The organism is Vibrio barjaei (assembly GCF_001639065.2).
GTDB classification, from domain to species: Bacteria; Pseudomonadota; Gammaproteobacteria; order Enterobacterales; family Vibrionaceae; genus Vibrio; species Vibrio barjaei.
The window spans coordinates 1-23,116 of record NZ_LQXO02000052.1; the positions used below are offsets into that span (position 1 = coordinate 1).

Consider the following 23,116-nt stretch of genomic DNA (forward strand, 5'->3'; position numbering starts at 1 on the left):
AATTTTCGTATTTTGTCAGACACCGCCACTCACAACTGTTTATTTATACAGTTTAATTATACGACGAGTTTCCGGCTAATCAAAACAAAAAGACCAGAGCATTACTCTGGTCTTTCATCAAGTATTAAGGTTGTCGCGATTATCAAAACCGCAGCAAACCGGATTGCACGTTTAAGCAATACGATCCTTTTCCCACGCTGCTAGCTTCTCAGCACGCGCTTGCTCACGTGCTTCACGCTTCTTACGTGCATCACATGGCTCTGGGCAGTTACAAACTTTATCAATACCTACAGCGCCTAATCCACCGCAGCTACCTTTTACCACTTTCTTCTGGATAATATAGCCAATCGACATGGCAGCAATAACCGCTAAGAAAACACCAAACGTAATTAAAAATGTATTCATGTGATTGACCTATTACTTGTTCAGATAAGGTTTAAACGCTTCTGACGCGAACTCTTCAAAACCGTCTTCTGTTTTAACTATGATAAAGGCTGGGATATCGTTTTGATCAGCGATCTCTAGTGCTTTCTCTTCACCCAAAACCATCAGTCCTGTTGCAAGTCCATCCGCTGTCATGGATGACTTATCCAAAATCGTCACCGACACCACTTTATTATGAATCGGCTTACCTGTCGAAGGATCAATGATGTGAGAGTAGCGTACACCATCTTTCTCAAAGTAGTTACGATAGTCACCTGACGTGGCAATTGCCATATCGCCAGGCTCAATAATTTCCTGTACATTGCGTTCGTCTACGGTTGGCTTTTCAATCGCGATACGCCACTTCACGCTGTCACGATTAATGCCTTTTAGACGCATTTCACCGCCTACTTCAACCATGTAATCTTGAATACCGATACTTTCAAGGTAGTTTGCTAGTACATCAACGCCCCAACCTTTTGCAATAGTAGACAGATCCACATACAAGCTACGAAGGTCTTTTCTTAGCGTTGTATCGGTTGCAGACAAATGCTTAATGCCAGTTTGCGCTTTACGAGCCGCCAGTTCTTCGTCACTAGGCACTACTTCCGGACGAGCTTCTGGTCCAAAGCCCCACAAGTTAACCAAAGGACCAACTGTCACATCAAGTGCGCCTTGCGTCAGTTCATTCAATCGAATGGCTTCATTGACTACTATGGCTGTTTGACGGGACACCGGGAACGGTTCAGTACCATAGTAACGATTAAAGCGGCTCAATTCTGAGTCTTGACGATACGTCGACATTTGATCGTTTACTTCTTCAAGTAATCGATTGATTTCAGCTTGAATGACTTCCGGTTTAGGAGACGTATCAGTCACAATGTACTTAACATTGTAGATTGTACCCATCGTTGGTCCACTCAAATGAACCTGCTCGCGCTGGTTACCGCAGCCCGATAAAATGACAGTCGCAAACAATGCAACCAAAATTAGCTTAAGATGTTTAGCTAGATGAAACATACTTTTACTCACCTACTTTCAAAAGTATTTACGTTTGCCTAAAAAGATTAAGGTTTCGACAAACGTAAATAGTTTCAGAGACTTAGAAACAGGAATTATGCTATCCCTGAAAAACAAATGGCTGACTCACATGAGCCAGCCATGTCGATACTTCAATGAAGATTAACCACCGAAGTCATCTAGAAGAATGTTCTCATCTTCTACACCAAGATCCTTCAGCATGCCGATAACAGCCGCGTTCATCATTGGTGGACCACACATGTAGTATTCACAATCTTCTGGTGCTTCGTGATCTTTGAGGTAGTTCTCATAGATTACGTTGTGGATGAAGCCTGTGTAACCATCCCAGTTATCTTCTGGCATTGGGTCAGATAGAGCAACGTGCCACTGGAAGTTATCGTTCTCAGCCTGTAGGCCGTCGAAATCTTCTACATAGAACATTTCACGTACAGAACGAGCACCGTACCAGAAAGACATCTTACGCTTAGACTTCAGACGCTTAAGTTGGTCAAAGATGTGCGAGCGCATTGGAGCCATACCAGCACCGCCACCGATGAATACCATTTCATTGTCTGTTTCTTTCGCGAAGAACTCACCAAACGGTCCTGAAATCGTACACTTGTCACCTTCTTTAAGCGACCAGATGAACGATGACATGATACCCGGTGGTACATCAGGATTATTAGGCGGCGGCGTAGCGATACGCACGTTTAGCATAATAATGCCTTCTTCTTCTGGGTAGTTAGCCATTGAGTATGCACGAATGCATTCTTCATTAACCACTGACTCGTAGCGGAACAGGTTAAACTTGTCCCAGTCTTCACGATACTCATCAGGTACGTCGAAGTCAGAGTACTTAACATGGTGAGCAGGTGCTTCGATCTGGATGTAACCACCAGCACGGAAAGGTACTGATTCGCCATCTGGAATCTGAAGCTTAAGCTCTTTGATGAAGGTTGCTTTGTTATCGTTAGAGATAACGCTACATTCCCACTTCTTAACACCGAAGATTTCTTCTGGAAGCTCGATGTCCATGTCAGTCTTCATGTTAACTTGACACGCTAGACGCTCACCTTCACGTGCTTCACCTTTAGTAATATGGTCAAGCTCAGTAGGTAGAATATCGCCACCACCAGTTTTCACTTTCACGCGGCACTGGCCACAAGAGCCACCACCACCACAAGCAGAAGATACGAATACGCCAGCACCAGCTAGAGCACCCAGAAGCTTACCGCCTGGTTGAGTTACGATTGCCTTCTCAGGATCGCCGTTTACAGAGATCGTGATGTCGCCTGTTGGTACTAGCTTAGATTTAGCGAACAAAATCACTAAAACTAGGGCTAGAACAATCAGCGTAAACATCACTACACCAAGAATAATGTCCATTGACTATTCCTTATACCTTACAGTTGAACACCAGAGAAAGACATGAAGCCTAGTGCCATCAGACCTACTGTGATGAACGTGATACCAAGACCACGAAGACCAGGAGGTACATCAGAGTACTTCATCTTCTCACGGATACCCGCTAGCGCAACGATAGCTAGCATCCAACCCACACCAGAACCAAAGCCGTATACGACTGATTCAGCAAAGTTGTAATCACGCTGTACCATGAATGATACACCACCGAAGATCGCACAGTTAACCGTGATTAGCGGTAGGAAGATACCCAGTGCGTTATACAAAGGTGGGAAGAAGCGGTCCAGTACCATCTCTAGGATTTGTACTAGTGCTGCGATTACACCGATAAAGGTAATAAAATTCAAGAAGCTAAGGTCGACACCTGCAACTAGCGCATTTTCTTTTAGAACTAGGTTATACAGTAGGTTGTTTACAGGTACTGCGACTGTAAGTACAACGATTACTGCGACACCAAGACCGAAAGAAGTTTTAACTTTCTTTGAAACCGCTAGGAATGTACACATACCCAAGAAGAAAGAAAGCGCCAAGTTTTCGATGAAAATCGACTTAACTAATAAGCTAATATAATGTTCCATGACGCCGTTACTCCTTCGCTTCTACTTGTTCTGGCTTAATAATACGAATTACCCAGATCAGGAAGCCGATAAGGAAGAACGCTGAAGGCGCTAGAAGCATCATACCGTTAGGCTGATACCAACCACCGTTGCTTACCAACGGTAGAACTTCCATACCGAACAGCTTGCCTGAACCAAATAGTTCACGGAAGAAGCCAACAGTGATTAGAACGAAGCCATAGCCAAGACCGTTACCAATACCGTCGATTAATGATGGGATTGGCTCAGACTTCATAGCGAATGCTTCCGCACGACCCATTACAATACAGTTGGTAATGATAAGGCCAACGAAAACTGAAAGCTGTTTAGATATATCGTAAAGATACGCTTTCAAAATTTGGTCTACCACGATTACCAATGATGCGATGATCGCCATCTGAACGATGATACGTACGCTATTTGGAATATGGTTTCGAATCAGAGATACAAAGAAGTTAGACAGTGCAGTAACGAAAATTACTGCTAAAGTCATTACAAATGCTGTCTCTAACTTAGTGGTTACTGCTAGAGCAGAACACACACCTAGAACTTGAAGTGCAATCGGGTTGTTATCCAACACCGGTGCCATCAGGCTCTTTTTCACATCTTTAGCACTAGACATTAGTTCAGACCTCCGTCACGAACTTTTGCTAGGAATGGACCAAAGCCCATATCACCCAACCAGAAATCAAACGTACCTTGAACGCCGTTACCTGTCAGTGTTGCACCAGATAGACCGTCAACACCGTGTTCAGAACCTTCAGGTGCGCCACCTTTTACGATTTCGATCGCTGGCTTGAAGTTTTCATCAAACAGTTTCTTACCAACAAACTGTGCACGCCAAGATGGGTTCTCAATCTCACCACCCAATCCAGGAGTTTCACCTTGCTCGTAATATGTAATACCGTTCACAGTATTACCATCTGTCTGAACTGCCACGAACGCGTACATCATAGACCATAAACCCGTACCATGTACTGGTAGGATAACGCTGCTCACTTTGCCATTTTGCTTAACTAGATAAACAGTACCTACGTTAGCACGACGAATGATTTTTGCTTGGTCTTGTTCAGCTGTTAGGCGAATTGACTCCGAAGGGTCTTTTGCCGCTTTACGCTGATCGTAGTTGTTTGCATCGCTACCATCTGGAGCTGTATCAACAAACTCACCAGTATCAAAGTTCACAAGACGAGGTTCGATGTACTGACTATAAAGTTCAGCGACTGTGCCATTCTCTTTAATGCCAGCGACTTCGATAATTTTTGACTGTTTGTCTAGTAACGCGTTCGCTCTTTGCTTGTCACGCAGACCAACTGCTGCAAGCGATACAACGATTGAGCACACTAAGCTCAACGCGATAACAACAAACAGCGTCTTTTTAATGCTATCGTTATTACTTGCCATAGCGTGCTTCTCTCCGTTTAACGTTCTTCTCGATCACAAAGTGGTCGAATAGCGGTGCGAACAAGTTAGCAAATAGAATTGCTAGCATCATACCTTCTGGGTATGCAGGGTTCACAACACGGATCATGACACACATAGCGCCAATCAAAATACCGTATGCCCACTTACCTTTATTAGTGAACGAAGCCGATACTGGATCCGTTGCCATAAAGAACATACCGAATGCGAAGCCACCTAACACTAGGTGCCAATGCCAAGGCATTGCAAACATTGCATTGGTGTCTGAGCCAACAACGTTGAATAGCGTTGCGACAGCAACCATACCAACCATTACACCTGCGATAATGCGCCATGAAGCAATGCCCATGTAAACAATCATCGCTGCACCGATCATAAGTGCAAGTGTTGATACTTCACCAATTGAACCTGGGATGTTACCAATGAACGCGTCCATCCAAGTGATCGTTTGACCAGTAATGTTGTTGATAAGTGCGCCTTCGCCACCTTGTGCCCATTGGCTTAGAGCCGTAGCGCCAGAGAAACCATCAGCAGCAACCCATACCACATCACCCGAGATTTGTGCTGGGTACGCGAAGAATAAGAAAGCACGGCCAGCTAGTGCTGGGTTAAGGAAGTTACGACCTGTACCACCAAAGATCTCTTTTGCTACAACAACACCAAAGGTAATACCTAGTGCTGCTTGCCAAAGAGGGAGTGTTGGCGGAACAATCAGTGCGAACAAAATAGAAGTTACAAAGAAACCTTCGTTAACTTCATGCTTACGCACCATACAGAACAAGACTTCCCAGAAACCACCAACAATAAATACTGTCGCGTAGATTGGTAGGAAGTAAGTCGCACCAAGTAGCATCTTACTGCCCCAACCCGCATCAGTCCCTAGCGTTCCGCCAAGACCTTGAGTTAGCCAGTAATGCCAGTTGCCATCGATAACACCTGCAAGCTCAGCGCCAGTGTAAAGATGGTTAAGTGCCATAATTGCTTGGTTACCCGCATTGTACATACCCCAGAACATTGCTGGGAATACCGCGAACCAAACCATGATCATGATGCGCTTTAGGTCGACGCTATCACGGACATGCGAGCTGCGCTTCGTAACCAGACCCGGAGTGTAGAATAGCGTTGCCGCTGCTTCGTACAATGCAAACCATTTTTCATGTTTGCCACCTGGTTCGAAATGATGCTCGATATCCTCAATGAATTTCTTAAGCATGGATTACCCTTCCTTCTCAATATTGTCTAGGCACTCACGTAGGAGCTGACCGTATTCGTACTTACCTGGACAAACAAAGGTGCATAGCGCTAAATCTTCTTCATCTAGTTCAAGCGCACCAAGACGCTGTGCACTGTCTAAATCACCAGCGCAAAGATCACGAAGTAATAGCGTTGGCTCCATATCTAGAGGCAATACTTTCTCGTAGTTGCCGATTGGAACCATTGCACGATCACTACCATTGGTCGTAGTTGTCATGTTGAACAACTGACCTTTGAATAGGTGACCTAGGAACGAACGAGTAATCGAGAACTTGTTCTTACCTGGTGTTGCCCAACCAAACAGTTCTTTATCACGACCTTCGCGCAATACAGACACTTGTTGATGGTAACGACCTAGATAAGCGTGTGGACCAGAAGCTTGAGTACCAGATAGTACTGAACCAGAAATGATTCGTACTTCACCAGGCATCAACTCGTTGTTAGTGACATCTTCTAGGCTTGCACCTAGTTGAGTTCTGACTAAACGAGGGTTATTAACTACTGGACCAGCAAGTGAAATCACACGATCTGTATAGATTTCGCCAGTTGTGAAGAGCTTACCGAATGCAATCACATCTTGATAATTAATGCTCCAAGCAACGTTATTCACGCTAACTGGATATAGGAAATGCATGTGAGTGCCAACAAGACCAGCAGGGTGTGGACCATTGAAAACATGCTCTTCGACATTGGATTGATTTGAGCGAGGTAGACTCGTTCCTTTTTTGCAGACGTAAACTTTGCCTTCTGTCAATTTAGACAGAATATCAAGACCTGCAACGAACGCTTCTTTTTGCTCATTGATAACCAATTCAGGCTCAGCCGCAAGTGGATTAGTATCCATTGCAGTTACGAAAATCGCTTGAGTCGTTGAATCGATCGCCGGTACCTTGCTAAACGGACGAGTACGCAACGCAGTCCACATACCTGATTCAACCAGTTGAGTTTTGATCACTTCGCGATCAAGACCTGCTAGTTGGTCAGCTGTGTAGCTATCGAAAGTAACTTGCTCGTCACCTGCCACTTCAATCACAACAGATTGTAGGACACGCTTCGCGCCACGGTTAACTTCAATAACCTTACCGCTTGCTGGAGAAGTGAACTTAACGCCTGGGTTCTTTTTATCTTCAAAAAGAACCTGACCTTTTTTCACTTCATCACCCACGCGAGCATGCATTGTTGGACGCATACCCACGTACTCTTCGCCAAGCAAGGCGACTTTAGTGATGGACTTACCATCATTAATCACCTGGGATGGAGTTCCTGCGATAGGAAGATCCAAGCCCTTCTTTATTGTAATCATACGCACTTGCACTACTTTTATCGGGAAAAAGATTCTTTAAAATTGCGTAACATATAGACACGACATTGAGTGTCTAACCTTGGTTTTATTAGCACCAAGGCAGCAACATCATTTTAACAATCTCGTCATAGAATCACTGCGAGATTTTTCTGGTGCGGTAGTTTAGCATCATTTGCAAAGGGGATGCCATGATGAATCCCTGCAAAGGGGTCATTATTTCGAAACTTTTGCTATATCTAGGGTTGCGAATATGTATAACTTTGACCAATCGCACAAAGTCTTATTAACCCTTTTAAAAATAAGCAATTGCCCCATTCATATCCTGAAACATTCCTCATTAACAAAAACACATAACATTATATGTTGATACGCTGTTAATGAATTACCACCAAAGTGGTAGCAACTCCATCAACCACTTACGTAAAAATAACCAAGGTTTATTGTTGACGCGTGTGATTGTTACCGAGACGCTATGACCTGCACCAAAACTAGAAAGAGTATAGAGCTATTTACCGCCGCCTGCGCAATTAGGGCTGTCTGGGGCGAGTTGATTCTCTTTTGTCCACTCTTCTGGTGTATAAGTATGGATTGCTAAGGCATGAACAGGACCTGCCAATTCATCTGCTAAGACCGTGTTTACTTTGCGGTGCCTTGCAATAAGACGCTCACCATTAAAGCTATCGCTGACAACAATCACTTTAAAATGACTCTCTGAACCTGGAGGGACATTGTGCATATTGCTTTCGTTGCGAACGTCTAAAAATGTGGGGTTGAAAGTCTGATGGAGCTTTTGCTCGATGGTTTGTTGAATCATCTTACTTCCTTGGGCTGTAACTATTTATTTTTATTTAGGCGGTAAAGTATATACTTTACTTAATCAAGAATCTTCCCTTAAATCATATTCGCCTTGGCGAAAGTTCCGAGATTTTGTCAAAATACAACCATTGTCACCAAATCACAGCATTATGAAGACTGAATTAAACCTATTTGAGCACTCGTATTCACTATTTCGTTTCCCTAAACTCAACAATGAACAACTTCAAGCTTGGGATGCTGGAGACGAGTACCTGATTCAACATTTTGAAGAGCTGAAGCTGCCTGCTGGCTCTAGAATTTTGATTCTGAACGACAGTTTTGGTGCCTTGAGTTGCTGGTTTTCAGAACAACATCAGGTGACTACAATCAGTGATTCTTTTATTTCTCATCAGGGTATTAAGCATAATTTAGCGCTTAACCATTGCAAGCCCATCGATCTTCGTACCTCAACCGACGAATGGCCGCAACAGGTAGATATCGTGCTGATGCAGATTCCCCGCAACAATCGTTACTTAACGTGGCAGCTCAACCAAATCGCCTTAAAGTACAGAGATAACTGCTCGCTCATTGCCGTGAACAAAGCAAAAGAGATCCATAGTTCTACTCTTAAAATTTTTGAAAAATATGCGGGACACACCACAACTTCACTCGCTTGGAAAAAGCATCGTTTGGTGTTTTCAGAGCTGAACAGCGCGTATCAAGAGACTCTTGACCCTTATACCACCTGGCCAGTAGCAGAACATAAATTGGTACTTTCCAACTTACCAAATGTGTATTCAGGAGAAAGTCTTGATTTGGGTGCTAGGTTTATCCTAGAACATCTTAAGAGCAACACCAAATATCAAGATATCGTGGATTTGGGCTGCGGTAATGGCGTATTGACACTTAAGTTAAAGCAGCTCAATCCTCAAGCAAATATCACTGCTATCGACGAAAGCTTTATGGCCGTGAAGTCAGCTCATCACAACCTAACTTTAAACAACATAGCGCTCGATGGTTGTGAGTTTGTGGCGAATAATTGCTTAGACGGCTTCCTAGCAAATAGTCAAGATTTGGTGATTTGCAACCCTCCTTTTCATCAACAACAAGCGGTGACCGATCACATTGCGTGGCAGATGTTCTGTGATGCCAAGCAAGTTCTTCGAGATACAGGGGAGTTAATGGTTATCGGCAATCGCCATCTAGGCTACGATAAAAAACTGGCGCGACTCTTTGGCAAACACAATGTAAAACTTGTCGCATCTAACGCCAAATTTGTTATTTTACAGGCAACTAAGTAAAGTTTGAGTCATTGTTGCTGCTAATAGTCATGTAGTCTAACAATTATCGGATAGTATTCATCATGAAGTCCAGGCGGGCTTCATTACTTTACTCGTCATTTTGAAGAGTGTGAAAAGGAATAATCAATGAAAAAGCTCGTTTTGGCTGCTTCAGTCGTATTACTTGCTGCATGTGCAAGTCCTCAAAAAGAACAGATTAATTTTGCGCCTACGGCAGCAACCAGCGCTGCCAAGCTCGTTGAAGGTAAGGCGATGTCCATCTCCAGCCAAGATGTACGTACTGCCCAATACGTAGCTTTACTGGATAACGGTCGAGCAAACATCACCCCAGTACATACACGACAAAATGTTCGCATCGGTATCGAGAACGCCTTAGTTAATCAGTTCTCTTCAGAGGGTTACCAGGTTACCGTAAACAGTAAGAACACACTAAAAGTTGAAATCCAAGAAGCATTAGTTTCGGTCAAGCATACCGTGATGGAAAATGACATGAACGCGACGGTCATTCTTGAACTAACTGCAGAAAATGAACAAGGTAAATTGGTTAAAACCTACACAGGCACGGCAAAGCGTTCTGGCTTAATGAGTGCTTCTAACGAAGAGATCGAAACCGTACTTAACGACACCGTAAACCTTGTTTTAAAAGAAATTGCTAACGATACTGAGCTACAAGATTACATGAAGGAACGTTTCTAATGATGAAAACACTTGTCGCTTCCCTAGCACTGATCGCTACTAGCGTTTTTGCGGGACCAAAAGTAGAAGTCGAAACTAATTTGGGTTCATTTATCGTCGAATTGAATCAAGAGAAAGCACCTCTTACGGTAGAAAACTTCTTAACCTATGTCGAAGATGGCAGTTACGTAAACAGTCAATTTCACCGCGTAATTCCGGGGTTTATGGCACAAGGTGGTGGTTTTGACAGCAAATTTAACCGCTTACCAGTTAATGCCCCAATCAAAAATGAAGCCTTTAACGGACTGGATAATGACGCTGCGACCATTGCCATGGCGAGAACTCAAGATCCAAACTCTGCGACACGTCAGTTCTTTATTAACTTCGTTGATAATGACTTCTTGAATTATAGTGTGACGAACCCAGGTTACGCAGTATTTGGCCAAGTCATCGAAGGCTTTGACGTCGTTCAGAAAATGGCACAGAAACCAACACGTAGCGTTCATGGAATGCGAGATGTTCCACTGGAGCCGATCGTCATTACTAAAATGGAAATTATTCAGTAACTTAGCATTGAAAAGTTGATTCAATATTGATAGTCAACTAAACCCATAGCTTGATAGCATAGTTCGATATTTGTACTGGCTAGCTATATTGTGGGATAAAGGGAGCGCAACTGTGGAACAAAAAATGACGTGGTTAGACACGGTCAAAAGCTATTGGGACAAACGACTGCTTTGGGTCTTTATGCTGGGATGCTCAAGTGGCTTTCCATGGGTCCTGATTGGCTCGAATATGTCAGGATGGCTTAAAGATGCAGGTTTAACTCGTGCTGCTATCGGATATTTTGGTTCTGTTTTTGCGGTCTATGCAATCAACTTTTTATGGGCCCCATTAGTCGATAGGGTAAAATTACCTGTCCTGCACTCAGCTCTCGGTCAACGTCGTAGTTGGATATTCTTGTGTCAGAGCTTCATTCTGGTTGCTACCTTACTCATTGCAGGTGTTAACCCCGCCAATGATTTGATGTTTACATCAATGCTCGCTTTGTGCATCGCTATTTCATCAGCGACACAAGATATTGCTATCGATGCATTTCGTATCGACACCTTCCCGAAATCTGAGTCGAACAAGCTACCCCAAGCATCAGCTATGGCTGTGATTGGTTGGTGGACAGGCTACTCTTTACCTGGCTACCTCGCGTTTATCAATGCCGACTCAATGGGATGGAATGGCGTCTACTACGGCATGGCCGGTATCGTTGCTATTTTGATGCTATTTACCCTTCTCGTAGGAGAACCAACAACCGCACGGGATAAACTGCAAGCTGAAGCGGAGAAGCGCCATGAGAAAGTGGTTGGCAACCCAGTAATTAGCTGGCTCTCAGTTACTGTTATTGAACCTTTTCTCGACTTCTTCCGCCGTAATGGTGTTCAGGTCGCGATTACCCTACTGTTGTTTGTTTTCTTGTTTAAGATCGGCGAAGCCTTCTTAGGTAGAATGTCAATTCCGTTCTACAAAGAGGTCGGTTTTAGTAACGAGCAAATCGGCTACTATTCCAAACTCATTGGCTGGGGCGCAACCATCTTATTTACGCTATTAGGCAGCATGTTCAACGTCCGCTTTGGTATTGTAAAAGGATTAATGATTGGTGGTATCGCGATGAGTGCTAGTAACTTGATGTTTGCATGGATCGCGAAAGTTGGCCCGAGTGAGCACCTGTTCTTAGCAACCATTTTAGTGGATAACTTTACCACAGCCTTCTCCACAGTCGCTTTCGTTTCGTTCCTTACCGTGCTTACGGGACAGGCTTTCTCAGCGACACAATACGCACTATTAGCCTCTTTGGGTAACTTCGGTAGAACTACCTTGGCTTCATTTAGTGGAGAATTAGTTGATGCGCTAAACGACTGGGCTCTATTCTTTGTCATTACTTCGCTAATGGTCATTCCAAGTCTTATTATGCTCTATTCATTAAGGCACTATTTCACCGACCTCTTGGATAAAGCACGCGAAAGAGACCGACAAGACATCAAAGAAGATAAGTTAGTTGAATAGCTGAAATACAAAAGAGCCTCAATAGTATATTGAGGCTCTTTCCTTTACGGTATTACCTTACCTGCACTCTATGGATACATTCCCTTTCCAAACATGTTGAACACTCTTGCTACGCCCTGAGTGAAGATCATTGGCTCGGTTAGGATCGATAGGCACAAACAATCTTGTCCCTCAACGGTCTGAGGCGCATGCTTGGTTTCGCCGTCTTCACGAATGAAATCTCCAACATGATATTCGCCGTTTTCGTCTTTAAAACTACCGTGTAACACAAGTGTCGATTCGAACCCTTTATGGGTGTGCTGGGGCACCTGAACGCCTTGGTTGATGTAGAGGAGACTTACTCTGCATTCCTCGTCCACATCAATTGTCGACGTAAACACCTTGCCGCCATAACTGCGCCATTCACTCATCCTTTCTACGAGAGGTGCTATCGTCGCCGGAACAATAAATTCTTTGCCATCTACTTGCACCCTGCCGGGTTTTCTCACCTTGGGTTTAGAGTAATCAGCATCAAGAGTCATTATATCGTCAAGCATGTTAGAAAAAACCAGCTCTAGATCTTTTGAAGATTTTTCTTCCTTCGAGCTTAACGACATCATAGCTTCGCCAGCTTCTGCTTCAAATTTCATAACTTCAGCTCGACATTCTGAGCAAGACTCAATGTGTGAGGCGATTGCTGCGCCGTGCGCAGAATCTATCTCACCCGTCGCATAAAGCTTTAATAATTCTGAATTAGGGTGGTGACTCATATCAAATTGCCTCCATTGAATGTCGAAGTTTCTCCACTGCTAATCTCAACCTCGATTTAACAGTCCCCAGCGGAATATTGAACATCTCAGCAACTTGTTGGTGAGGTAGCTCTTCCAGATAAACCGCTCGCACCACTTCCCTTTGAGCCTTGGGCAACTCATCCAAGAACTTAATTATTTGTTCTTTCAACCGATCAGTTTCAGGTGAGTAGTGCTCAACAAAATCAGGTGGGCAATAATCTGTAGGCCAGATGTCATCAGCGTGAACATGCAACTCTTTACCCTTTTGCTTGCGGAGCATATCAAAACATAAGTTACGAGCAATCGTATAAATCCAAGTCGACAATGAACTTTTTGAGCCGTCAAATAAGTGTGCTTTTTGCCATACCGTCGCCATGGTTTCTTGAACCATTTCAATGGCTACCTGCTCATTACCCATGTGCTTGTACGTGAATTGTTTCAATCGCGGAGTGAAATAGTTAAATAGGTTAGCGAAGGCACTTTTGTCCCTTTGCTTGACCCGTTCCATACATTCTGCCCATTCTTGCTTACTAAGGGCTTGGGGACTATCTAATGTCATGCCTGTATCCCTAGTGTTCCAGATGATCTAATTTTCTACCTAGTTTATTACGACGAACTCAGAATAACGATCAACGCGACTACTCAAATATTTAGTGTCGGGTCACATTGTCTGCATCGTCACTGTGAAACGCTTCCCCCAAAAATGACAACGTAGCTGAACAGTCTTGCTGAGTTACAAGGTATTCAAAATGATGACATTCGAGTGGCAGTACTTCCAACCACCTCTGACTAACCCAAGTCGCATCATCAAAAAATCGATGAAGGTACAGATCGCCAATTTGAGGAAACTTTTCGTAGACGTGTTGAAGTCGCTCTCCAAGAAATTGGTCTTCATCACTTAGATCGGTTGGAGGCCAACTCTCTATCCAACTGACCTGAGCTTGGCGCAAACCATCTTCCTCAGATTCAACATGATGAATCTGGAACTTGCGTATTCCAGACACGGTGACGCCGAGCATCCCATCTTCAAGGCTCTCGAAGTCCACGATGCTGACGTAAGTCCCTATAGATGACACGTTACTTGGGATGGCTCCCGCAGATGCACTGATCAAACAGACGCCGAAACCTGATTCGTTTTTAAGACACTCCGTTACCATGCGTTTATAACGAGGTTCAAATATCCTAAGCCTCATTTTTCCCTCGGGTAACACCACAGAGCGCAACGGAAACAACTTTATCTGCGTCATCATAGTTCCTTTTTGTTTTCGATACCCTTTCTACGCTAACTCACTCAATACGATCAGAACCGACATGTGTTAACAACTATCGAGATTTTGTTATCACACAGATCGACAATATTGATTAAATTGTAGGCTATTTATAAAAGTTCCCATCCACCGTTAGTATTTGTGATTCCTCTCACAAACTTTAGTAAACGTTTGCGATGTTGCACATTTACTTTGAGATATAAATCGCTATCATGCCCACCCATCGGATGAGTTCGCATGGATTCGCGGCTAATTTCAGTACAACTTAAAGAGTAGTTAACACTATGCGTAAATCACTTTTAGCTCTTGGCGTTGTTGCAGCGGTAGCTTCTGTACCAGCTTCAGCAGAATATCTATACGGTTTTGGTGGCGTTTATCTTGATCATCAGAGCTGGGATCACGGTCCTAACTCTATCCAAGATGGTAACAACGGTAACGGTCGTAACCAGTTTGTTCTTGGTATTGAGGGTGGCGCAGGCTTCACTTGGGGTGAACTATACGGTTTCTACGATCGCGAAAGTGTTGAAAAAAGTGCCTCTGAGCAAAAGAACTCATTCAAAGGTACTGCGCACGTTTACCTAGGTGATACTGGCGTATCGCTATACGGTCAGGTATACCACCACGACAACCCATCACAAAGTGAAACCAACCGTGTTCTAGGTCTTGGTTATACGGCTCTACAAGGTGATAACTGGTTCTTCAAACCGTGGATTGGTGTTCATGACATCACATCATGGGATGATTTTGGAGCCAACAAAAATGTTAACGGTCGAAATGGCTACATGGCAGGTTGGACAGCACGCTACGGTTTCGAAGCGTTTGGTCAAAACTTCTCATTCGTTAACTGGAACGAAATCGAATTTGACCGTAACGATGCGTATGCAGAAAACCAAGGCGGTAAAAACGGCCTTAACGGTGCATTGCTATTCAACTGGCACGCAACAGAGCACCTAACTGCAGCTATCCAATACCGTTACTTCAACAACAAGCTTGGTGTTTACGGTTCTTCTGGTGCAAATCAACAGCACTACGGTGATGCAATCATCTACCGTCTACAATACAACTTCTAATTCTTCGAAGTTAGATAAAATGGCGCTGCGGCGCCATTTTTTGTATCGCCCACTCTGTAACATAGCTTTCGAAAACCACAGCTAAATTTGCTATTCTTCTAGCCTCTCTTTCCACGATTACATAGCTATTGTGAATATTACTATTTTGGGCCCCGGCGCCATTGGCTCTTTATACGCTTATAAGCTTCATCAGGCAGGGCATCGAGTTTCGGTTTGGGGGCGTTCTCCTCAAGATATCGTAGTCATCGAGCTAGATGGTGGCAGTGCTATCCAATTCCCCAATTGCGATGTCACCTCATTTAAAGCGAGTGATCTTGTTATCGTTACATTGAAAGCATGGCAAGTGGAATTGGCTTTAAAGCCACTACTTGAACATTTAAATAGCGATACCATCTTGCTCTTTCTTCACAATGGTATGGGCACCGTTGAGCACCTAGAAACCGCCATTAATCACCATCCAGTGTTACTTGGTACTTCTACTCACGGCGCGCTTAAACTATCAAGCTCACAAATACGCCATACCGGCCTTGGACAGACCTTTATTGGGGCCTGGAATGACAAAGGTTCACGTTGTTCCTTTGTCACCGACGTTCTCGACCATGCTTTCAAGCCAGTAGCTTGGAATTCTGAAATTCAAACTGCGCTATGGAGCAAACTTGTTATTAACTGTGCCATAAACCCATTAACAGCTATCAATAACTGTCAAAATGGTGGACTAGCTCATAAAGATTATCAGCAACAGATCGCCATGATTGTGTGCGAAGCAACTGAGTGTGCGAACCAAGTGGGAGTGGATCTTAAAGTAGAAGAGATGTTGGACACCGTCTACAAAGTCATCCATGCCACTGCGCAAAACTACTCATCCATGCATCAAGACATTTATAATAAAAGACAAAGCGAAATTGATTTTATTACCGGCTATGTGGTCTCTATTTCCAAGCGATACGGTATTGCTGTTCCCACCAACCTAGCCTTGTATCATCAAATTAAACAGATCGAATCAAGTTGGAATCAACATGACTAAGAAAATCCTTGTTCCCATAGCGCCAGGCACCGAAGAGATGGAAGCGATTACCATCATCGACATTATGGTACGTGCAGGTTTCAACGTGACCGTCGCCAGCGCTGCATTTGATGGCGCGCTGACGATGAAAGCGTCACGTGGTGTCACCTTGACTGCAGATTGCAGGCTAGTCGATGTTGCCGATGAAGAGTTCGATGTTATCGCCTTACCTGGCGGTGTAGGCGGCGCCGAAACATTTCGAGACAGCACATTATTAGTTGAAATGGTTCGCCAACATCAATACGACGGCAAGCTGGTTGGCGCTATCTGCGCTGCTCCAGCCTTGGTACTGCAACATCATCAGCTTTACCCGAATGCGCTGATGACAGGTCACCCGAGTTTTCAATCACATATCCCAGAAAACCGCTGGCGCAGTAAACGAGTGACGATTGACGTCAACCACAACCTTATCACAAGCCAAGGCCCAGGAACCGCCCTCGAATTTGCGATTGAAATTATCATCGCCTTATGTGGTAAAGAAAAAGCCTGGCAAGTGGCTGAACCTATGATCACCAACCCAACCCTTCACTACCATAAAATGGGTAAATACGATGAGTGAGCTACTCAACATTCGGGCCCAGTTCCCAGCTATTGATGGCGATTTGGTTTATCTGGACAGTGCGGCAACGACACAAAAACCGCAAGCCGTAATCGACTGCATCACTCAGTATTATGGTAACCAAAACGCCAATGTCCATCGTGGTTCCCATTCACTCACGGCGGTTGCAACCGAGCGCTTTGAAGCGGCTCGAGAAACCGTGGCACGCTTTATTAATGCAGCTTCCAGTAAAGAGATCATCTGGACACGAGGGGCAACCGAAGCACTGAACCTTATCGCGCAAACTTATGCTCGAAACACCCTACAACCTGGTGACGAGATCCTGGTTTCCGAAATGGAGCATCATGCGAATATTGTCCCCTGGCAAATCGTTGCTGAGCAAACCGGCGCAAAGGTCGTTAAGATCCCAATCACGGCAGGGTGCCATTTTGATTTGGAAGCATTTGAGGCGCTACTTAGCCCCAAAACAAAAATTGTCGCTACAACTCAAGTCACCAATGTAACTGGAACTGTCCTACCTTTAGATAAGATTGGGGCACTGACTCGCACTCATACCGATGCTATTTTAGTGGTCGATGGTGCGCAAGGTATTGTTCATCTGCCAACTGATGTTCAAGCGTTGGATGCTGATTTTTATGTCTTTTCAGGCCATAAACTGTATGCTCCGGCTGGCATTGGAGTGCTGTATGGCAAGCTAGACTTGCTGGAGTTTATGCCACCTTGGCATGGCGGAGGCAAAATGGTGGAGAAAGTCTCTTTTGAAGGCACCACATTTAGCCAACTACCCGGAAAGTTTGAAGCCGGGACTCCGAACGTGGCTGGGGCCTTAGCACTAGCTTGTGCCATAGACTGGCTATCAAGCTATGACCGCCAACTAATGGAGAGTCACATCAGTGACCTACAACACCTAGCTTTTCAGGGGTTGAGCGCTATAGAGGATATTCGCATCATCGGTTATCAACCGCATGCAAGCGTCATCACTTTTGTGATGGATGGCGTTCACCATCAAGATATCGCCACGCTGTTAGATCAACAGAACATTGCAGTAAGAGCAGGTCACCACTGTGCTCACCCATTAATGGATGCGCTTGGTGTGAAGGGAACAGTTCGAGCATCTTTTGCTATTTACAACACAAAAGAAGATGTAGAGAAATTTCTTACCGCACTAACCAAAGCGGTGGATATGCTGTAGCGATAACGCCCTAAGCTCTAATAACATAGCTTCAATAACAAAGTCGACTAACGAATGTGAGTCGACCTTATTTATAATCAATTACTCTGACGCTTTAGACTTAATGACGTCAACAATGGCTTTCAAGCCATTACCGCGAGACGGACTAAGATGATTGATAAGATTTAACTGTGCGAAATACTCATCCAAGTCAAACGCCAATATTTGCTCCGATGTCTTACCATTGAAGGCGGCCAAAACGATGGCGATCAAGCCACGAACGATTCGCGCATCAGAATCTGCCTGAATCTGCCATTTACCTTCTTGCTGGCTCAGTACTAACCATACTGAGCTTTCGCAGCCAGCAACTAGAACCTGATCCTGCTTGAGGGATTCATCCAATGCTGGCAACTTCTTGCCCCACTGAATGACCTGTCGATAGCGGTCTTCCCAACCTTTAAATTGAGCCATAGCGTCAACAACATCTTGTGCGTTGATTTCCAATCCAAATGGGTTGTTGTTATCTAATGACATAAGCCGCCTCTATTTCTGCGCGTATTTCTGAATAAGTTTCTCAACGATGCGAGACACAGCAACAAAGCCAAATGTCGCAGTCACTACCGTAGCCGCGCCAAAACCACTTGCACAATCCATACGCTTTGGACCTTCCGCCGTGGACTTCACTCCACAGACAGAACCATCAGCTTGAGGGTATTTAAGCTGCTCTGTAGAGAATACGCAGTCAATGCCAAACTTACGTGCAGGGTTCTTGCTGAAGTTGTGATGGCGACGCAAAGTGTCTTTTAGTTTCTTAGCTAATGGGTCTTGAATCGTTTTTGTCAGGTCCGCCACCATAATTTGTGTTGGATCGGTCTGCCCACCAGCCCCACCAGTGGTCACCACTTTGATTTTGTTGCTACGACAGTAAGCCAACAGCGCTGCCTTAGGTTTAATGCTGTCAATGGCATCCAGCACATAGTCAAAATCTTTACTGATGTATTCCGAGACATTATCTGCTGTAATGAAGTCATCAATTAAATTCACTTTGCACTCGGGGTTAATCAATTTTACCCGCTCAGCCATGACTTCAATTTTGCTCTGACCTACAGTGCCTGACATCGCATGGATTTGACGATTAATGTTAGTCACACATACGTCATCCATATCGATAAGAGTAAGCTCACCCACGCCAGTTCTTGCAAGCGCTTCAACCGCCCATGAACCCACGCCACCAATTCCTACCACACAAACATGCGCCGCACGTAAGATCTCGACCTCACTGTTGCCGTATAGTCTGCGCGTGCCGCCAAATCTTTGATTGTAGCTATCAGAAGCTGGTTGGTTAAGTTCTCGCATGGGTTACCTAACTTGTCTCGGAGAAAAAAGAAAGAGTGCGATTTATACGCACTCTTAGTAAAAAGGTCAACTATGTACGAAACGCGCTCGTACTATTTTCTCGGTGTTACTTTTTCTCAGGTGGCAATGCCCAGGGACTCTCTGTCGCTGAGTTCTCTAGACCAAGCTTCCAAACTCGACCAAAGTGTTTATAGTGGCCAGCCTGTGTACCCGCAAAGTCACCCATCCCATGATATAGGTCGAAGTGGTTTCCTTTTACTGCACCACCGGTATCAAGCACAATCAATAGACGCAATTCGTGGGCACCACTCCACGTACCATCCGCATTCAACAGTGGTACCTCTGCTAAGATTGGTGTTCCCATTGGAAATGCAGAGCGATCACCCGCCACCGACGCCATTGGTAATAATGGAATGCCAGCCGTACCCGTCACCGGTGCCGCATCTTGAGGCTGGAAGAAGACATACGACGTATTTTGCTCCAGTAGCTCTTGCACTGTTTGCTCATCTTGCTGCATCACCCAATCTTTGATGGCTTTAAGCGACATCTTTTCTTTTGGTACTTCACCGCGTTCAATAAGCACACGTCCGATGCTCACGTACGCCTTGTTGTTTTTGCCCGCGTAGGCGAAATATTCAAGCGTGTCATCATCTTCAAAATGAACAAAACCACTGCCCTGCACTTCCATAATGAATGGATCAATCAGGTTGCTTGCATAACCAAGCTCTAAACCTTGACCGTTAAGCGCACCACCGTAGATTTCAGCACGAGTTGGGCAGTCTTGCGAACAATCGGGTAAGGCATAAACAGGATAACGGAAAGTTTCATCTGGCTTGTGACGCAGTTCCATCACTGGTGAAAAATAGCCAGTAAATAACACATTACCTTTGTTATCGCCGCCACCTAATTGGGCCGCTTGCACACCAAAATTTGCCAGTTGCGCTGGATCGCCACTTTGGATCGCCCAGGCCTCTAGTTGTTCATACAAAGGCTGATAGACTTTGGCCATCGACGGTGACTTCTTAATCACCTCATCCGCCTGATTTGCAAAAGAGTTGAAGTTTCTAGGTTGGTTCGACTCGATAACTTCGGTCTTGTTAAGCAGTTTGGTAAATTCGCCATCTTGATATTGCTGAGCGCGGTCAGTTTGTGCGCAGCCAAATACGAGCAATACAGAGGCGAGAGGCAGAATACGTTTGATCAAGTTAGTCATCCCTTATTTGTGGTGCATTCAGGATGGCAAACTCTTTAAAAAAGCGCAATAAAACCGAACGTTATAGTAGGTTGTTTTTGTGTTTTCCTGACAAAACAAAGATGGGATTGTAATGAGTCGGTGATAATTGCCTCAATTCCGTTTTAGCTTCATTAAGAATGTGATAACGATACAAGGTAGGACCAACATAGAATGACAATTCATCACGAGTAAGCTCAAAATCTGTCGCAACTACTCGGTTATCGATAACCACTTTATCAGGAGTGAGTTCGAACGAGTCTCTAGCAAAAGGGGCCGCATCTCTTTCATACCAAACACCGTACACGGCCTGTTTCGGATTAGCATGAGATTGATAACGGTCATACAAGTCTTGATATAATCCCAATACGGCTAAGCTGCCGACTAACGCCAGCACGATTAAGGTTCGTTCCAACCACTTATTGGGTTTTAGTCTTGCTGCCGGCTTTACTTTGATTCCGACTGCACCGCTTTGCTTACCACTACTCATACCAAGCCTTACCACTTATCGACAGCGACATATTGTCACCGCAAATCCAATCATGCAACTCATCACCTAAACTGCGCAAATTAAACCTTGCGCAACACTGAATAAAAAGTCATTATTTCAACATAAATAAACCAAGAGTAAGCCGCGTGAAGATTCGTAGTACCGCCTTAGTTAAAGGATTTAGGCAGTCCACACCTTATGTTAATGCACACCGTAACAAGACCATGGTCATTATGTTAGGTGGCGAAGCGATTTCCGATAAAAACTTCACCAATATCGTCAGCGACATTGCCTTACTGCACAGTCTCGGTGTCAAACTAGTTCTCGTCCACGGCGCGAGACCACAGATAAACCAACTACTGGAGCAAAATGATTGCCATTGTCCTTACCACAAAGGAACACGCGTCACGACGGAAAAATGTCTCGATTACGTGATGCAAGCAACAGGAAGATTGCAACTCGACATCACCGCTCGCCTGTCTATGAGCCTTAATAATACTCCCATGGCTGGCAATCAACTTAACGTCATCAGTGGCAACTTTGTTATCGCCCAACCTCTTGGGGTCGATAATGGCATCGACTACTGTCACAGTGGACGAGTTCGTCGTATCGATATACAAGGCATCAACCAAGTACTCGACCAAGGTTCTATCGTACTCCTTGGTCCGGTTGCAGGCTCTGTCACAGGCGAAACTTTTAACCTTCTCTCAGAAGAAGTGGCGACCCAAGTCGCAATAAAATTAAATGCCGATAAATTAATTGGTTTTTGTTCCGAGCAAGGTGTGTTGGATGACAATGGAAATGCTATCGCAGAACTATTCCCTGCCGAGGTCAATCAACTTATCGAGCAGTTCGAGGACAAAGAACGCGTCAGCGAGGGAGAAAGTAGCGGTACGTTACGTTTTTTGCGCGGCGCTCAGTCGGCTTGTCGAGCGGGCGTTCCCCGCTGCCACCTTATCAGCTATAAAATTGATGGTGCGTTGATACAAGAGTTATTCTCCCTCGACGGTATCGGAACGCAGATAGTCATGGCCAGTGCCGAACAAGTTCGTCAGGCGGATATTGATGATATTGGCGGTATATTTGATCTGATTCGCCCGCTTGAAGAGAAAGGTATTTTAGTTCGTCGCTCCCGTGAACAACTTGAACAAGAGATCCATCAATTCACTATCATCGAAAAAGATGGATTAATCATTGGTTGCGCAGCACTTTACCCATATCCAAATGAGAAAATGGCAGAAATGGCGTGTGTCGCAATCGACCCAGATTATCGTGATGGCAACCGTGGCGTGTTATTACTCAGCCACATGAAACAACAATCAAAGATGAAAGGAATAAAGCAGATTTTTGTGCTAACCACTCACAGTTTACACTGGTTTAGAGAACAAGGATTTTTAGAGATCGGTGTAGAGGCCCTACCAATGGCAAAACAAGATTTGTACAACCTACAACGCAAATCAAAGATCTTGTCCGTCGCAGTTTAATCATGACTCGATAGCAGTCGATTTTATGAAATCGATTGCTATCAATAAAACTCACAAATTATTTTACTTCTCAAAGATTACTGTCTAAAATTCGCTCAAATCACAGGCATTTTTGTGATGGGACTCCCAAATACATAGCGCTTTTTGGGGAGTGCAAGGATAGCTAGGTGTGCCACGACAACTTTAAGAGTGACATCTATGCGTACAGTTATTTGCAATTCCATTCAGAGCTTCTGGGATATGGCTGAAAACCAGTTCTTAGAAGGACACAATGTCCATTGCGTGTTTCCGGTAACCGACAAGGTAAAGTCTCTAATGAAGATATACCAACAGCAGTATCGAATCAACCAAATCACGTATTCAGAAGTCTTTAACTAAAGGCTTT

General features: G+C 44.4%; 26 protein-coding genes. 10 read left to right on the forward strand and 16 right to left on the reverse strand.

Going from position 1 to position 23,116, the window contains the following annotated elements; translation table 11 throughout:
• Positions 1-171: 171 nt before the first annotated feature.
• The 9 genes from nqrM to bolA all read right to left on the reverse strand — a co-directional run bounded on the left by nqrM (position 172) and on the right by bolA (position 8,254).
• Positions 172-405 (reverse strand): (Na+)-NQR maturation NqrM, encoded by a 234-nt coding sequence (gene nqrM / locus AWH66_RS20430; protein WP_006075179.1) that lies wholly within the window; start codon positions 403-405, stop codon positions 172-174.
• 12 nt (positions 406-417) lie between these two features.
• Positions 418-1,443 carry an FAD:protein FMN transferase gene (locus AWH66_RS20435; protein ID WP_063604113.1) on the reverse strand — a complete coding sequence of 342 codons (1,026 nt, stop codon included), beginning with the start codon at positions 1,441-1,443 and terminating at the stop codon, positions 418-420.
• A gap of 162 nt (positions 1,444-1,605) precedes the next feature.
• Positions 1,606-2,829 carry an NADH:ubiquinone reductase (Na(+)-transporting) subunit F gene (nqrF, locus tag AWH66_RS20440; protein WP_063604112.1) on the reverse strand — a complete coding sequence of 408 codons (1,224 nt, stop codon included), beginning with the start codon at positions 2,827-2,829 and terminating at the stop codon, positions 1,606-1,608.
• Positions 2,830-2,846: 17 nt separating this feature from the next.
• Positions 2,847-3,443: an NADH:ubiquinone reductase (Na(+)-transporting) subunit E gene (gene nqrE / locus AWH66_RS20445; RefSeq protein ID WP_006075182.1), complete on the reverse strand. Its 597-nt coding sequence runs from the start codon at positions 3,441-3,443 to the stop codon at positions 2,847-2,849.
• Positions 3,444-3,450: 7 nt separating this feature from the next.
• Entirely contained in the window at positions 3,451-4,083 is a 633-nt protein-coding gene (locus tag AWH66_RS20450; RefSeq protein ID WP_006075183.1) for an NADH:ubiquinone reductase (Na(+)-transporting) subunit D, read from the reverse strand.
• Complete coding sequence (locus tag AWH66_RS20455) at positions 4,083-4,865, reverse strand: Na(+)-translocating NADH-quinone reductase subunit C (protein WP_063604111.1); 783 nt, start codon at positions 4,863-4,865, stop codon at positions 4,083-4,085. The genes AWH66_RS20450 and AWH66_RS20455 overlap by 1 nt, the downstream gene beginning before the upstream one ends.
• Entirely contained in the window at positions 4,855-6,096 is a 1,242-nt protein-coding gene (locus AWH66_RS25745) for an NADH:ubiquinone reductase (Na(+)-transporting) subunit B (protein ID WP_063604110.1), read from the reverse strand. The genes AWH66_RS20455 and AWH66_RS25745 overlap by 11 nt, the downstream gene beginning before the upstream one ends.
• Before the next feature lie 3 nt (positions 6,097-6,099).
• A complete protein-coding gene (locus AWH66_RS25750; RefSeq protein WP_063604109.1) occupies positions 6,100-7,440 on the reverse strand; it encodes a Na(+)-translocating NADH-quinone reductase subunit A in 1,341 nt (446 codons plus the stop codon).
• 505 nt (positions 7,441-7,945) lie between these two features.
• Positions 7,946-8,254 (reverse strand): transcriptional regulator BolA, encoded by a 309-nt coding sequence (gene bolA / locus AWH66_RS20470; protein ID WP_062458105.1) that lies wholly within the window; start codon positions 8,252-8,254, stop codon positions 7,946-7,948.
• 151 nt (positions 8,255-8,405) lie between these two features.
• Between bolA and AWH66_RS20475 the strand changes: the two genes are divergently transcribed.
• From AWH66_RS20475 to AWH66_RS20490, 4 genes are all read left to right on the forward strand, one after another.
• Positions 8,406-9,536, forward strand: coding sequence for a methyltransferase (locus tag AWH66_RS20475; protein ID WP_063604108.1), 1,131 nt, complete (start codon positions 8,406-8,408; stop codon positions 9,534-9,536).
• 126 nt (positions 9,537-9,662) lie between these two features.
• A complete protein-coding gene (locus AWH66_RS20480; RefSeq protein ID WP_063604107.1) occupies positions 9,663-10,232 on the forward strand; it encodes a YajG family lipoprotein in 570 nt (189 codons plus the stop codon).
• Entirely contained in the window at positions 10,232-10,777 is a 546-nt protein-coding gene (locus AWH66_RS20485) for a peptidylprolyl isomerase (RefSeq protein ID WP_083400087.1), read from the forward strand. The genes AWH66_RS20480 and AWH66_RS20485 overlap by 1 nt, the downstream gene beginning before the upstream one ends.
• Positions 10,778-10,901: 124 nt before the next feature.
• Entirely contained in the window at positions 10,902-12,269 is a 1,368-nt protein-coding gene (locus AWH66_RS20490; RefSeq protein ID WP_063604171.1) for an AmpG family muropeptide MFS transporter, read from the forward strand.
• A gap of 68 nt (positions 12,270-12,337) precedes the next feature.
• Here AWH66_RS20490 and AWH66_RS20495 read toward each other — a convergent pair whose 3' ends face one another.
• The 3 genes from AWH66_RS20495 to AWH66_RS20505 all read right to left on the reverse strand — a co-directional run bounded on the left by AWH66_RS20495 (position 12,338) and on the right by AWH66_RS20505 (position 14,286).
• Positions 12,338-13,018, reverse strand: coding sequence for a ChrR family anti-sigma-E factor (locus AWH66_RS20495; protein WP_063604106.1), 681 nt, complete (start codon positions 13,016-13,018; stop codon positions 12,338-12,340).
• A 1-nt stretch (position 13,019) separates the two neighbouring features.
• The gene (locus AWH66_RS20500) at positions 13,020-13,598 is read right to left on the reverse strand and encodes an RNA polymerase sigma factor (RefSeq protein ID WP_063604105.1); all 579 of its coding nucleotides are present in this window, start codon (positions 13,596-13,598) and stop codon (positions 13,020-13,022) included.
• Positions 13,599-13,689: 91 nt separating this feature from the next.
• Positions 13,690-14,286 carry an LON peptidase substrate-binding domain-containing protein gene (locus tag AWH66_RS20505; protein WP_063604104.1) on the reverse strand — a complete coding sequence of 199 codons (597 nt, stop codon included), beginning with the start codon at positions 14,284-14,286 and terminating at the stop codon, positions 13,690-13,692.
• 305 nt (positions 14,287-14,591) lie between these two features.
• Between AWH66_RS20505 and AWH66_RS20510 the strand changes: the two genes are divergently transcribed.
• The 4 genes from AWH66_RS20510 to csdA all read left to right on the forward strand — a co-directional run bounded on the left by AWH66_RS20510 (position 14,592) and on the right by csdA (position 18,191).
• Positions 14,592-15,377, forward strand: coding sequence for an outer membrane protein OmpK (locus AWH66_RS20510; protein ID WP_063604103.1), 786 nt, complete (start codon positions 14,592-14,594; stop codon positions 15,375-15,377).
• Between the two features lie 130 nt (positions 15,378-15,507).
• Positions 15,508-16,401 (forward strand): 2-dehydropantoate 2-reductase, encoded by an 894-nt coding sequence (gene panE / locus AWH66_RS20515; RefSeq protein ID WP_063604102.1) that lies wholly within the window; start codon positions 15,508-15,510, stop codon positions 16,399-16,401.
• The gene (locus AWH66_RS20520) at positions 16,394-16,999 is read left to right on the forward strand and encodes a DJ-1 family glyoxalase III (RefSeq protein WP_063604101.1); all 606 of its coding nucleotides are present in this window, start codon (positions 16,394-16,396) and stop codon (positions 16,997-16,999) included. The genes panE and AWH66_RS20520 overlap by 8 nt, the downstream gene beginning before the upstream one ends.
• Complete coding sequence (csdA, locus tag AWH66_RS20525) at positions 16,992-18,191, forward strand: cysteine desulfurase CsdA (RefSeq protein WP_063604100.1); 1,200 nt, start codon at positions 16,992-16,994, stop codon at positions 18,189-18,191. Before AWH66_RS20520 ends, csdA begins: the two co-directional genes overlap by 8 nt.
• A gap of 81 nt (positions 18,192-18,272) precedes the next feature.
• On the opposite strand, the gene csdE is transcribed toward csdA, so the two are convergent.
• The 4 genes from csdE to AWH66_RS20545 form a co-directional block, all read right to left on the reverse strand.
• Positions 18,273-18,704, reverse strand: coding sequence for a cysteine desulfurase sulfur acceptor subunit CsdE (gene csdE, locus AWH66_RS20530; protein ID WP_063604099.1), 432 nt, complete (start codon positions 18,702-18,704; stop codon positions 18,273-18,275).
• A gap of 9 nt (positions 18,705-18,713) precedes the next feature.
• Positions 18,714-19,526, reverse strand: coding sequence for a tRNA cyclic N6-threonylcarbamoyladenosine(37) synthase TcdA (gene tcdA / locus AWH66_RS20535; RefSeq protein ID WP_063604098.1), 813 nt, complete (start codon positions 19,524-19,526; stop codon positions 18,714-18,716).
• Positions 19,527-19,632: 106 nt separating this feature from the next.
• Complete coding sequence (mltA, locus tag AWH66_RS20540) at positions 19,633-20,730, reverse strand: murein transglycosylase A (protein WP_063604170.1); 1,098 nt, start codon at positions 20,728-20,730, stop codon at positions 19,633-19,635.
• A gap of 70 nt (positions 20,731-20,800) precedes the next feature.
• Positions 20,801-21,247, reverse strand: a complete 447-nt coding sequence (locus AWH66_RS20545; RefSeq protein ID WP_063604097.1) for a DUF2850 domain-containing protein — start codon at positions 21,245-21,247, stop codon at positions 20,801-20,803.
• Positions 21,248-21,393: 146 nt separating this feature from the next.
• On the opposite strand from AWH66_RS20545, the gene argA reads away from it, so the two are divergent.
• On the forward strand, positions 21,394-22,731 hold the full coding sequence (gene argA / locus AWH66_RS20550; protein WP_063604096.1) for an amino-acid N-acetyltransferase: 1,338 nt from the start codon (positions 21,394-21,396) through the stop codon (positions 22,729-22,731).
• A gap of 198 nt (positions 22,732-22,929) precedes the next feature.
• Complete coding sequence (locus AWH66_RS20555; RefSeq protein WP_006071100.1) at positions 22,930-23,109, forward strand: hypothetical protein; 180 nt, start codon at positions 22,930-22,932, stop codon at positions 23,107-23,109.
• The last annotated feature ends 7 nt before the right edge of the window (positions 23,110-23,116 follow it).